The organism is [Borrelia] tanukii, from assembly GCF_030439725.2.
Classification (GTDB): Bacteria; Spirochaetota; Spirochaetia; order Borreliales; family Borreliaceae; genus Borreliella; species Borreliella tanukii.
In genome coordinates this window covers 333606-345986 of the sequence record NZ_CP124034.1, presented here as the reverse complement: position 1 = coordinate 345986, position 12381 = coordinate 333606, and the positions used below count along the sequence as shown (strand labels likewise).

10 protein-coding genes and 1 pseudogene are annotated in these 12381 nt (G+C 30.6%); 3 read left to right on the top strand and 8 right to left on the bottom strand.

The annotated features are described in order from the left end of the window. Positions 1-18: 18 nt before the first annotated feature. Together rplM and rpsI are read left to right on the top strand one after the other, a co-directional pair. Positions 19-483, top strand: a complete 465-nt coding sequence (gene rplM / locus QIA27_RS02180) for a 50S ribosomal protein L13 (protein WP_301353634.1) — start codon at positions 19-21, stop codon at positions 481-483. Continuing rightward, entirely contained in the window at positions 480-890 is a 411-nt protein-coding gene (gene rpsI, locus QIA27_RS02175; RefSeq protein ID WP_301353632.1) for a 30S ribosomal protein S9, read from the top strand. The genes rplM and rpsI overlap by 4 nt, the downstream gene beginning before the upstream one ends. Positions 891-953: 63 nt before the next feature. Here the strand turns inward: rpsI and eno are convergent, their stop codons facing one another. Beyond that, positions 954-2255, bottom strand: a complete 1302-nt coding sequence (gene eno, locus QIA27_RS02170) for a phosphopyruvate hydratase (protein WP_301403530.1) — start codon at positions 2253-2255, stop codon at positions 954-956. A 135-nt stretch (positions 2256-2390) separates the two neighbouring features. Here eno and QIA27_RS02165 point away from each other — a divergent pair, with 135 nt between their 5' ends. After that, entirely contained in the window at positions 2391-3122 is a 732-nt protein-coding gene (locus QIA27_RS02165) for an early set domain-containing protein (RefSeq protein ID WP_301354321.1), read from the top strand. 13 nt (positions 3123-3135) lie between these two features. Here QIA27_RS02165 and QIA27_RS02160 read toward each other — a convergent pair whose 3' ends face one another. The 7 genes and pseudogenes from QIA27_RS02160 to QIA27_RS02130 form a co-directional block, all read right to left on the bottom strand. After that, positions 3136-4107 carry an ATP-binding cassette domain-containing protein gene (locus tag QIA27_RS02160; RefSeq protein ID WP_301386329.1) on the bottom strand — a complete coding sequence of 324 codons (972 nt, stop codon included), beginning with the start codon at positions 4105-4107 and terminating at the stop codon, positions 3136-3138. Continuing rightward, a complete protein-coding gene (locus QIA27_RS02155; RefSeq protein WP_301403529.1) occupies positions 4108-4980 on the bottom strand; it encodes an ABC transporter ATP-binding protein in 873 nt (290 codons plus the stop codon). A gap of 11 nt (positions 4981-4991) precedes the next feature. Continuing rightward, positions 4992-6041 (bottom strand): ABC transporter permease, encoded by a 1050-nt coding sequence (locus QIA27_RS02150; RefSeq protein ID WP_301353628.1) that lies wholly within the window; start codon positions 6039-6041, stop codon positions 4992-4994. A 12-nt stretch (positions 6042-6053) separates the two neighbouring features. Further along, the gene (locus QIA27_RS02145) at positions 6054-6974 is read right to left on the bottom strand and encodes an ABC transporter permease (RefSeq protein ID WP_301353627.1); all 921 of its coding nucleotides are present in this window, start codon (positions 6972-6974) and stop codon (positions 6054-6056) included. Between the two features lie 336 nt (positions 6975-7310). Next, complete coding sequence (locus tag QIA27_RS02140) at positions 7311-8936, bottom strand: peptide ABC transporter substrate-binding protein (RefSeq protein ID WP_301353626.1); 1626 nt, start codon at positions 8934-8936, stop codon at positions 7311-7313. A gap of 132 nt (positions 8937-9068) precedes the next feature. Further along, positions 9069-10652, bottom strand: a complete 1584-nt coding sequence (locus QIA27_RS02135) for a peptide ABC transporter substrate-binding protein (protein WP_301353625.1) — start codon at positions 10650-10652, stop codon at positions 9069-9071. Positions 10653-10749: 97 nt separating this feature from the next. After that, a pseudogene (locus tag QIA27_RS02130) lies at positions 10750-12330 on the bottom strand (peptide ABC transporter substrate-binding protein). Positions 12331-12381: the final 51 nt, after the last annotated feature.

Here is a 12381-nt window from a genome sequence, read left to right as displayed (position 1 = left end):
TTAGGGTAATGCGCTATTATGAATAAAATAACTAATAATGTTACGATTTGGATTAAGCCAAAAACTGTTGAGAAAAAATGGTATGTAATTGATGCAGCAGATAGAATTTTAGGTAAAGTTGCTGTTGATGTTGTTAAAATTTTAAGAGGTAAGCATAAAGCTTATTATACTCCTCACCAAGATTTAGGTGACAATGTTATTATTATTAATGCTTCTAAGGTTAGGCTGACTGGGAAAAAATATCAACAAAAACTTTATTATAGGCATTCAAGATATCCGGGAGGTCTTTATTCTGACACTTTTAGAACATTGTCAGAAAGAAAGCCGTGTGCACCTCTTGAGATTGCTATTAAAGGTATGTTACCAAAAGGTCCTTTGGGGCGTGATCTTTTTAGAAATTTAAGAGTCTTTCCTGGTTCGGAGCATACTCTTAAAGCCCAAAATCCTGTAAAACTGGAATCTAATTTAAGAGGGGTAAAATGAAAAAATCAAATTTTAGCAATGTTAATTTATCAATGGGAACTGGTAGGAGAAAATCTTCTGTTGCTAGAGTTTACATTAGAGAGGGTAGTGGCAATATTAAAGTAAATAATAGAGACTTTGACTCTTACATCCAACTTGAGAATTTAAGAACAATGGCACTATCGCCTTTGGTTTTGACAAATACACTTGGAAAATATGATCTTTATATTAATGTTTATGGGGGAGGGATTTCAGGTCAATCAGGGGCAATAAGACACGGCATTTCAAGGGCTCTTTTCGAACTTGATGAATCTAATAAAATGATTTTGAGATCTAATGGGTTTCTAACAAGAGATTCAAGGAAAGTTGAACGTAAAAAATTTGGGAAGAAAAAAGCGCGAAAAAGTTTTCAATTTTCCAAAAGATAGTTTTATTTTTGATAATTTTACATTTTTATTAAGCAAAAAAAATCCCTTTTGCAGGGATTTAATTTATTTTTGCTTAATGGAATAAAACACGTTTTTACCGTGGTATTCAGCAATTGTTTCTAATTCTTCTTCTATTCTTATGAGTTGATTGTATTTTGCTATTCTATCTGTTCTTGAGAGTGAGCCAGTTTTGATTTGACCTGTTCCAAGAGCTACGACAAGATCAGCTATTGTAGTATCTTCTGTTTCTCCTGATCTGTGAGATACTATTGCTGTGTATCCTGCTTTTTTAGCCATTTCTACAGCTTCGAATGTTTCTGTTAGTGTTCCAATTTGATTGACCTTGATAAGAATTGAATTAGCAACTCCCATTTCAATGCCTTTTTTAAGAAATGAGGTATTTGTAACAAATAAATCATCTCCAACAAGTTGTATTTTGTTTCCAATTTTGTCTGTAAGTTTTTTCCATCCATCCCAATCTTCTTCGGCCATGCCATCTTCAATTGAAATAATTGGATATTTTTCTACCCATTTTGACCAATATTCAACCATTTGTTCGGAAGTAAGCTCTTCTTTTGTTGACCACTTAAATACATATTTTTTTGTTTTTGGATCATAAAGCTCAGATGTTGCTGGATCAAGAGCTATTGCTATGTCTTTCCCTGGTTCATAACCCGCTTTCTTTATTGCTTCTATAATCACTTCGCAGGCTTCTTCATTTGATTTTAAATTGGGCGCAAATCCCCCTTCATCCCCAACAGAAGTTGCATATCCTTTGCTATTTAAAATGCCTTTTAATGTGTGAAAAACTTCTGCCGCCATTCTTATTGCCTCGCTGAAAGTTTTTGCTCCTACGGGCATTATCATAAATTCCTGAAAATCAACAGAGTTGTCAGAATGTGCACCACCATTAATAATATTACACATGGGTGTAGGCAAAATGTTAGCTTTGTAAGCTCCAAGATATTGATAAACCTTAAGTCCAAGGTACTTTGCAGCAGCTTTAGCTGTAGCCATTGAAACCGCTAAGATTGCATTAGCACCAAGCTTTTCTTTTGTAGGGGTGCCATCAAGTTCAAGCATTTTTCTGTCGATTGCAACCTGATTTAAGGCACTCATACCTTCAAGTTCTGGGGCAATTATGTTTTTTATATTTTCAATTGCTTTTAAAACCCCTTTTCCCATATATATAGACTTATCACCATCTCTAAGCTCAACAGCTTCGTTAATTCCTGTTGATGCGCCTGATGGTACGGCAGATCTTCCGCAAGTTCCATCTTCTAAAATGACATCAGCCTCAACTGTTGGATTCCCCCTGGAATCAATAATTTGTCTGGCTTTAATTTCATAAATGTGAAAACCCATTTTTGTACTCCTCGTATTATTTACTTTAATGCATGTTTTTAGTATAATGTTAAAAAGTTTAAATGTGTAGTATTTTGTCAAAAGAATTATTGTGAGCTTTGTATATAATCTATGAAAGAAAGGTGTTTGTATTTATTGGTTTTTGTAGCTTTATGTGTTAACAATCTTTTTTCAGATGATTATATAATGTATGATTTTGATTTGAGTTTAAATGAATTTTTAGAAGTTTCAACAAGAAAAGACAATTTTGAGCCTATGGTTGATTCCAATCGTATATTATTGTTTTATCCTCCCAATAAGGAAATTAGAAAAATTTTTGCTGCTTTTGACTTTGATCAGTATTCTAAGAAATATTTATTCAAAAAAAATGAGTATGGAATTTTTTTTGTTAAAGTTAATATTCCTCATGGTACAAGCGATATAAAATATAGGCTTATTATAGACGGTGTTTGGACTAATGATGAGTATAATAAAAATGTGGTTTATAATGAGGATTTAATCCCATTTTCTAAAATTGAGGTTGCTAAAGAGAAATCTAGTTATATTTCTTTGAGAAATCCAATACAATCATATGATAATAATGAGATTGAAATTTTTTATATAGGTCGTCCTGGACAAATAGTTACAATAGCTGGTAGTTTTAATAATTTTAATCCTTTTTTAAATAGGCTTATTGAAAAAGAAGACAATAAGGGAATTTATACTATTAGGCTTAAAAATTTACCCAAGGATAGAATTTATTATTATTTTATTGATTCTGGTAACAAAGTAATAGATAAAAATAATGTTAATAGAATTAATTTATACTTTGTTGAAGGGATTGATAATAAAATAGATTTTGAAGTTTCCTATTTTGACCATAAATAAGCTTTTTAATTGTTTATTTGTTCATCTCATCAAAAAGGTATTTAGATACAAAGTGATCTTTTTCTACTTCTTCAAGTTTTGGGTGTTCCTGGGTTGATAAATGAATTTTTCTAATGTTTGCTAGAGTTTGCTCGTCTAGTTTTATATTTTTATTTTTTCTTTTTTCAGGGTTGATTTCAGGGATTGATGCTATTAGCATTTTAGTATATGGATGAATTGGGTTTGAAAATAGTGTTTCTCTGGGTGCAAGTTCTAGAATAACCCCGAGGTACATTACAGCGATTTTATCACTCATATATTTTACTACAGCAAGATCGTGAGAAATAAATAAATAAGACAAATTGAATTCTTTTTGCAGGTTTTTTAGTAAATTCAAAATTTGAGCTCTGATTGATACATCAAGTGCAGAAACGGCTTCGTCTAAAAGTAAAAGTTTAGGATTTAAAGCTAGTGCTCTGGCAATTCCTATTCTTTGTCTTTGCCCACCAGAAAATTCATGAGGATATCTAGCCAACATACTTTTATGTAACCCAACAATATCTGTTAATTCATTTACTCTTTGCTCTATTTCTTTTTTTGTTTTTGGAAGAATTTTGTTTTCATTGTATATTTCTAGTGGTTCTGCTATTATTTCTTTTATTGTCATTCTTGGATCAAGTGAAGTGTGGGGATCTTGGAATACCATTTGCATATCTTTTTTTGTTTTTAAGAGTTCTTTTTTTGAAAGTTTAGTTATGTTTTTCCCGTTAAAGTAAATATTTCCAGAAGTTGGTGTGTAAAGCTGCATTATTGAGCGAAGAGTAGTAGATTTTCCGCAGCCAGATTCTCCCACGAGTCCTAGAGTTTTATTTTTTTCAATTTCAAAGCTAATATTGTTTACTGCATTTACTTTTTGTTTGTTTTTCCAAAATAAAAAATCTTCTCCAGTTATGAATGTTTGTATTAAATTTTCTACTTTAAGAATTATTTCGTTTTTGCTGTTCATTTAAAACTCCTCAATACTGGTTTTTGTGATATTAATAGGATTTTCTTTTATTGAATAAAGTTTTTTATTTGGATCGTGTTCTAGTGTAAGAATTGATTTTAAAAGTCCAATAGTGTAGGGGTGCTTAGGATTGTTGAATATTTCCTCTACTGTTCCTTCTTCTACAATTTTCCCTTGGTACATGACAGATACCGTATCGCAAATTTCAGCAACAACCGCAAGATCATGCGTTATAAATATGGTAGAAGTATTGAATTTTTTAGATAAGTTTTTGATTAATAATAATATTTGCTCTTGGATTGTAACATCAAGGGCTGTTGTAGGTTCATCTGCTATTAGTAAGGATGGATGACAGCTTAGTGCCATAGCAATCATTACTCTTTGTCTCATTCCTCCTGAAAATTGATGGGGGAAATGTTTTATTCTCTCTTCTGCGTTTACAACACCAACAGTTTTTAACATTTCTATTGCTTTTTCTTTGGCTTCTTTTTTTCCTAATTTTTGATGTAAGATTATTGTTTCTTCAAGTTGAGTTGATATTCTTAAAAATGGGTTAAGTGAAGTCATTGGATCTTGAAATATCATTGATATTTTATTTCCTCTGATTTTTAAAAGTTCTTTTTCGCTAAGTTTTAGAAGATCTTGATTTTCAAATAGTATTTCTCCACTTTTATATACTGTTGTAAGTTCTGGTAATAATTTTAAAATAGCCATGCTTGTTACGGATTTTCCACTTCCAGATTCTCCAACAATAGCTCTAATTTCTCCTCTTTTTACAGATAGGTTAATATTGCTTACGGGATGAATTGTTGTATGTTTTAATCTAAATTCAATTGATAAATTTTTTATTTCTAATATATTGTCTTTTTCCATTCAATTTCTCCTTAGATGCTGTCTTTTGGATCAAATGCATCTCTTAACCCGTCACCTAAAAAGTTCATAAATAATAAAAATATTGTCATGACTATAGCCGGAATAAAAACTTTCCATGGATATTCGACAAATGTAGCAATTCCATTTTGCACTAATTCTCCCCAGCTTGTCATTGGAGCTGAAATTCCAAGTCCTAAAAAGGATAAAAATGCTTCAGCCATAATAAAGCTTGGAACTCTTATTGTTGTGAATATAACTATCATTCCAATGCTATTGGGGATTAAGTGCTTTAAAATTATTCTTTGATTTGTTGCACCAAAGGTTTTGGCTGCTTGTATAAATTCTGAACTTGACAGTGATTGTACTTGGCCTCGTACAACCCTAGCTACTGTTAACCACGATACAAATGCAAGTGCTATGAATAATCCTATTATGCTTCTTTCCATTATTGACATTAGTATTATCACAATAAGTAAATAGGGCAATACATAAAGAATTTCGATTGTTTTGGTGATTATTTTGTCAGGCAATCCCCCAAAAAATCCAGCTATTGAACCCAGAATAGTTCCTATTATCATGGACAAAAAAGCTCCAATAAATCCTACAGAAAGAGAGATTTGGCTGCCTTGTATTAATCTTGCAAGCAAATCTCGTCCAAGATTGTCTGTACCAAGTAAATATACTCTTTGATGTATTTTTACTTCTTTTTTATCTATTATTTGAACTTCATTTTCTATTTTTATTTTTATGTCTTCGAGTTTTTTTAGTTCCGCTTCATTTATTTCTCTTTTTTCTTTTTTTGCTAATTTTTCAATAAATTTTTTTTCTTTCTTGTACCATAGTTCTCCAGCAGCCTGAAAAGATGGTGGTAAATCGGAATGCTCTACTATTTGGGTATGGTATTTATATATTGGCAATATTGGTTGCAGAATAGCAATTAAGATATAAAATCCAATTACAAAAAGACTGCCGAATGCTAGTTTATTTTCTTTAAATCTTGACCAAGCTCTTCTTTCGAGTTTAGAATTGTTTGTTTTGTTTTGTTTTTCAAGGCTATTCATTTTGATTTTCTCCTATACTCTTGGATCTAGCATTTTATATATAATGTCTGATATTAATATGGAAATAAGCAGTATTATTGAATATACTAACAGTCCCCCCATTAATACCGGATAATCTCTGTTTAGTGCTGATTCTGTTATAAACATTCCCATTCCAGCAATTCTAAATATTTTTTCAATAACTACGCTTCCAGAGATTATAGCGGCAAATGCTGGACCTATATAACTTACTACAGGTAGCATTGCTCCTCTTAACATGTGCTTTATAACTATCTTTCTAAAGCTTAGTCCTTTTGCACGTGCAGTTCTTATAAAGTCGCTTTGTATTATTTCTAGCATTGAGCCTCTGATTATTCTTGCAAAAATAGCTATATTGGGCATGCTAAGAGTTATTATAGGTAAAATTAAATTTAAAAATCCGCCTCTTTCTGTAATCCATCCGGAGGTGTAAAGTAAGCCCCATTTAATTGCAAAAAAGTATTGTAAAATTGGTCCTATTACGAACAATGGTATAGAAATCCCCAATATTGCTATTGATGTTATTATATAATCTATATAATTATTTTTATAAATAGCAGCTAATATTCCTATTGGTATTCCTATTGATAGTGATATGATGAGGGATATTACCCCGAGTGTAAGTGATTTTGGAAATCCTAATTTTATGTATTGATTAACTGTAAGGTCTTTCTTTTTTAGAGAAGGCCCCAGATCTCCTTTGAGAACGTTTGAAATATAATAAAAGGCTTGAATATAAAAAGGTTTGTCAAGATGATATTTTTCCATCAATCTTGCTTTTACTTGAGGATCAATAGGTTTCTCAGAATCAAATGGGCTTCCAGGGGCCATTCGCATTACAAAAAAGCATAAAAAAATTATTGCTAGTAAAGTCGGTATTATTCCTATTATTTTTTTTAAAGTAAACTTTAACATTTTTGCTCCTTTGTAAATGGGTAATTGGCAACATTATGTATTAGTCAATTATATCATATAGTATTTATTGTTTTTCAAGCTATAACTGATAATTTTTGATAGATAAGAGTGTCTTAGATTTTTTAATTTTTATTTAAAATTTTATTATGTTAATTAGAGAGGATTGTTTTTTTGTTTAAGATTCTAAAGTATTTTACCTTAGAATCTTAAAATATTATTTGTGTATTTTTGCTTTAAACAAGGCTGTACTCTTAAGTGTCATTTGCCCAGTTTCGCTTTTACATTAGGCTTCAATATTATTTTTAATTATATATTGAAGCCTTTTTGAAAAATTAATTAATTTTGTTTTGCATTTTTAATTGGTTTTAATTCAGAAAAATAATAAACCTCTGATACATTAGGACTCCATCCAGTCCATTTATCGTTTCTGAAAAGATAGTGTCCAGAATATATGTATATTGGTGCGGCAGGAAAATCTTTTTCAATTATTATCTCTTCTGCTTGTCTGAGTATTTTTTTCCTTTTTATGGGATCTTTTTCAAAATCCGATTCTCTGACGAGTTTATCAAATTCTGAGTTTGAATATCTGTACGACGCAAGTTGCGAATTTTCGCTTGTGAATATAGTAAAGTATGTATGTGGATCCAAATATTCTCCAATGCGCCCAATCCTTATTATTTCAAAATTACCCGTATTTCTACTATTGGTAAGAACAGGCCAATTTTCATTAGTAAGCATAATATTTATATTTAAAATTTTTTTCCATTGGTTTTGAATAAATGAAGCAATTTTTTTATGAGTTTCGTTTGTATTATATTTTAGCGTTAGTGTTGGAAACCCTTTACCATTCGGATATCCAGCTTTTGTTAAAAGTTTTTTAGATTTTTCAGGATCAAATAAAGCTAATTTTTTACCGTAATTGTAATTTTCAAGATTAGGGGTTATTTCTCTTGTGGGAACTGTACCATCATTGAGTACTTTGTAAGTTAAAGTTTCTCTGTCAATAGCTAACGTTAAAGCTTCTCTAACTCGAGCATCGTCAAGGGGTTTTATTTTTGTATTAAATGAGTATAAATAAATCGCATTACTTTTGTGTTGATAATAGTCATTTTGTATTTTTATTTCATTTACAATGTCCGGCGGGATGCTGTTGAAAATAGCATCAATTTCGTTGTTTTTGTACATATTATATACAGTTAGATCATTGTCAGATGTAATGTAGACAAGCTCTTCAAGTTCTACTTCTTTTGCATTGTAATAGTGTTCGTTTTTTTCAAATATAATTTTTTCATTAGGTAATCTTTTTTTTAATTTAAAAGGACCACTGGTAACCATGTTCTCGGGGTTTGTCCAATTTCCCTGATGTTTTTCAATAACATGAATAGGTACTGGCATGAAAGAATGATGTAGAAGTAATTCAAGAAAATAGGGTTTTGGAGATGTTAGTGTTATTTCCAATGTTTTACTATCAATTGCTTTAATTCCAAGTTCAGAATCAGACACTTTTCCATCAAAGTACTCTTGTCCATTTTTTATTATTGATTTTACCATATCAACATTTGTAGATTCTGTTGTTTTATTTAAAATTCTTAAAAAAGATTTTCTTATCCCTTCAGCAGTAATTGAAACTCCATCGCTCCAAACAAGATTATCTCTTAGGTAAAATTGATATGTTTTTTTATCTTTTGAGACTTCCCAATTTTTAGCAAGTCCAGGCTTAAGCTTTCCCGTTTTAGTATTTAATGTTAAGAGCCCTGAGAATACTTGCTCCAAAATTCTTGCTCCTATTGTCTCATCTACCAAGTGTGGATCAAGTGACGAAGGTGCGCCTCCTATGTATACTTTAAATGTTAATTTTTCTTTTTCTGAATTGCTATTGCATGCAATCAGAGACACAGCAAGCATAATTAGTGCTGCTATCTTAAATTTTTTACCTATTGTTTCAGTTTTATTAAAGTTCATATTTTAACCTTTTTTCCAAATTAAAATTATTTATGAATTTTAAGCTATCTTTTTTTTAGAAGAAAGTCAATAAAAAATCGTCTATTGATTTATTTTTTATAGACGATTTTTGTTTAATTAAATATTAATTATTTATTTTTTTAATTTTAGTTGAGACAAATCAAATCTTTCTGAAATATTAGTATTCCAGCCTGTCCACTTGTCATTTCTGAAGAGGTAGCTATTTCCGTATATGTATATTGGTGCAATTGGAAAATCTTTTTCAATAATTATCTCTTCTGCTTGTCTTAAGATGTCTTGTCTTTTTATTGGATCAAGTTCAAGATCAGATTTCTTAATAAGTTCGTTATATTCTGGGTTTGAGTAATTGTGAGATGAAAATTGCGTGTATCCTTGTGTGAATATGCTTAAAAATGTTGAAGGATCAGCGTAATCGCCTACCCACCCTGCTCTTGCTATTTCGTAATTTCCATTTGCTTTAGTGTTTAAATAAGTTGTCCATTCTTCGTTTTCAAGTTCCACATTAATATTTAAATTTTTTTTCCATTGGTTTTGAATAAATTCACAAATTTTTCTATTTGCTTCGCTTGTATTATATATTAATTTTAAAATAGGAAATCCATCCCCATTAGGATAACCAGCTTCAGCTAGAAGGGTTTTTGCAACCTCAGGATTAAATAATTCTAAATTTTTTGCATAAGAATATGAGCTAAAGTTAGGAGTTGCCCTTCTTGTAGGAATAGTGCCATTGTCAAGAACTTTATATGTGAGCGTTTCTCTATCAATAGCAAGAGTTAAAGCTTTTCTAATTTTAACATTATCAAGTGGTTTAATGTGTGTGTTGAATGCGCAAAAGTATAGGGCATTAACAGCTGATGAGTAATAATCGCTTCTTAGTTTTAGATCTTTAATTAAATCGGGTGGTATGGATCCAAAGATTGCATCTAATTCTTTATTTTCATACATTTTATATGCTGTTGAGTTGTCGTTTGTTGTATAAAATGTAATTTCTTGTACTTCCACTTCGTTTGAGTTGTAGTATTTATCATTTTTTTCAAACACATATTTTTCGTTAGGAACTCTTTCTTTTAATTTAAAAGGACCACTGGTAACCATGTTCTCAGGGCTTGTCCAGCTTTGTCCGTACTTTTCGGTAATGTGAATTGGTATTGGAATAAATGATTGGTGTACTAACATGTCAATAAAATAGGGTTTTGGCGATTCCAATGTTATTTCTAATGTTTTTTCATCAATTGCTCTAATTCCAAGTTCAGAGTCAGGCACTTGTTCGTCAAAATATTTTTGACCATTTTTAATTGCTGATTTAACCATTTCAACATACTTTGAGCCAGTTTCTTTATTTAAAATTCTAAGATAAGATTTTCTAATTCCTTCTGCAGTGATTGCAACTCCATCACTCCAGGTAATTTTTTCTCTTAGAGTAAATGTGTAAACTGTTCCGTCAGAAGAGATATCCCAGGTTTTTGCAAGTCCGGGCTTGTTTCCCCCTGTTTTAGGATCGCCTGTAATAAGCCCTTTAAACATTGTGTCTATCATTTTTGATGCGACATTATCGTCTGCTAATTGGGGGTCAAGGCTGCTTGGTTCTGCCCCCAAGCTTATTTTAAATGATACTCCTTCTTGTTTTCCCTCTTTATTACAACAAAGAAAAGTTAGAAAAAATATTATTGAAAATAATGTTTTTTGTAATTTCATAATTTTTTATACCTCCGTTTTGAAGTTAATTTTAATTTTATAATTGCTCTTCCGCAGATATTAATTTTAAATCTTAATTTTAAAATTACTTATTTTATTATTTTTTAGTTTTAATATCTTCATATAAATAGCTTTCTGCAATATTTGGTATCCACCCTGTCCATTTATCATTTCTGAAAAGGTAATGAGATTTGGGTATATATAAGGGCGCCACAGGGAAATCTTTTTCTACTATTATTGCTTAAGCTTCTCTTAGAATATCTTGTCTTTTTATTGGATCAAGTTCCAAATTAGATTTTCTTATTAAATCATCATACTCTTTGTTCGAATATTTGTATGCTCCAAAAAAATGATTTTCTGTTGTAAATAAGCTTTCTAGGAATGTTAAAGGGTCAAAATAGTCTCCTATCCACCCCATGTTTGAAATTTGGTAATTTCCAGTTCTTCTGCTTCCTAAAAAGGTAGTCCATTCTTCATTCTCGATTTCTATGTTAATGTTTAGGATTTTTTTAAATTGTTCTTGTAAGAATTCTGTTACTATTGAGCTTCCTCCACCTTTTGAGATTTTATATTTTAATGTGGGAAAGCCTTTTCCATCTGGATATCCAGCTTCAGCTAAAAGTTTTTTTGCATTCTCAGGATCGAATAATATTAGCTTTTTCCCATAAGAATAATCATCAAATTTTGGAGTTAAATTTCTTGTTGGATCTGAACTCCCTTTTAAAACTATTTTAGATAAAGTTTCTCTGTCAATAGCAAGTGAGAGGGCTTGTCGAACTTTTAAATTGTCTAGTGGTTTTAGGGATGTATTGAATATCATGTATGACATTGCATTTTTTAATCCTGAGTAATAATCATCTCTTATTTTAATTTCTTCTAAATTATTATTTTTTTCTGCTCCTTGTAAAAAATCAATTTCACCGTTTATGTACATATTGTAAGCTACGCTACCTTCTATTGGGTAAAATATTACCTCATCAATTTCTACATTTTTTGCATTATAATATTTTTCATTTTTTTCTATTACGATTTTATCATTAATTAGTCTTTCCTTGAGTTTGTATGCGCCACTAACAACTATATTTTCAGGATTTGTCCAATTTTCTCCGTATTTTTCAACAATATGCATTGGAATTGGTATGTATGCTGAGTTTGTTAGCATATCGGGAAAATAAGGCTTTGGAGATGTTAGTGTTATTTCTAAGGTTTTGCTGTCAATAGCTTTTATGCCAAGCTCAGATTCAGAGACCGTCTCATCAAAATATTCTTGTGCGTTTTTTATTGTAGATTTTACTAAATTAGCATACAATGCAGCTGTTTTTTTATTTAAAATTCTTAAATATGATTTTTTTATCTCCTCAGCAGTAATGGCAACCCCATCGCTCCAAACTATATCTTCTCTTAGATGAAATGTGTAAATAGTTCCGTTATTAGTAATATTCCAACTTTTTGCAAGTCCCGGTTTATATTTTCCAGTTTGTGAATCTTTTACTACTAGGCCTAAGAATAGGTTTATAATGATATTGTTACCGTAAAGGTCTGTTGAGAGCTGAGGATCAAGTGATGATGGTTCGGTTAAATTTGATGCTCTAAAAACTATTTTTTCTTTTGCAGTATTATTGGTACAAGCTATTAAAGAAAAAATAGTTAGCATTAAAGCTATTTTTGTGTATTTCATGGGATTTTCCTTTTTCAATATTTTACATACTTATTGTGTTAACTTTTTATT

Excerpts from the sequence above, each read along its gene's own strand:
- rplM (WP_301353634.1), top strand. The coding sequence starts at position 19 with ATGAATAAAATAACTAATAATGTTACGATTTGGATTAAGCCAAAAACT.
- rpsI (WP_301353632.1), top strand. The coding sequence starts at position 480 with ATGAAAAAATCAAATTTTAGCAATGTTAATTTATCAATGGGAACTGGT.
- eno (WP_301403530.1), bottom strand. The coding sequence starts at position 2,255 with ATGGGTTTTCACATTTATGAAATTAAAGCCAGACAAATTATTGATTCC.
- QIA27_RS02160 (WP_301386329.1), bottom strand. The coding sequence starts at position 4,107 with ATGAACAGCAAAAACGAAATAATTCTTAAAGTAGAAAATTTAATACAA.
- QIA27_RS02155 (WP_301403529.1), bottom strand. The coding sequence starts at position 4,980 with ATGGAAAAAGACAATATATTAGAAATAAAAAATTTATCAATTGAATTT.
- QIA27_RS02150 (WP_301353628.1), bottom strand. The coding sequence starts at position 6,041 with ATGAATAGCCTTGAAAAACAAAACAAAACAAACAATTCTAAACTCGAA.
- QIA27_RS02145 (WP_301353627.1), bottom strand. The coding sequence starts at position 6,974 with ATGTTAAAGTTTACTTTAAAAAAAATAATAGGAATAATACCGACTTTA.
- QIA27_RS02140 (WP_301353626.1), bottom strand. The coding sequence starts at position 8,936 with ATGAACTTTAATAAAACTGAAACAATAGGTAAAAAATTTAAGATAGCA.
- QIA27_RS02135 (WP_301353625.1), bottom strand. The coding sequence starts at position 10,652 with ATGAAATTACAAAAAACATTATTTTCAATAATATTTTTTCTAACTTTT.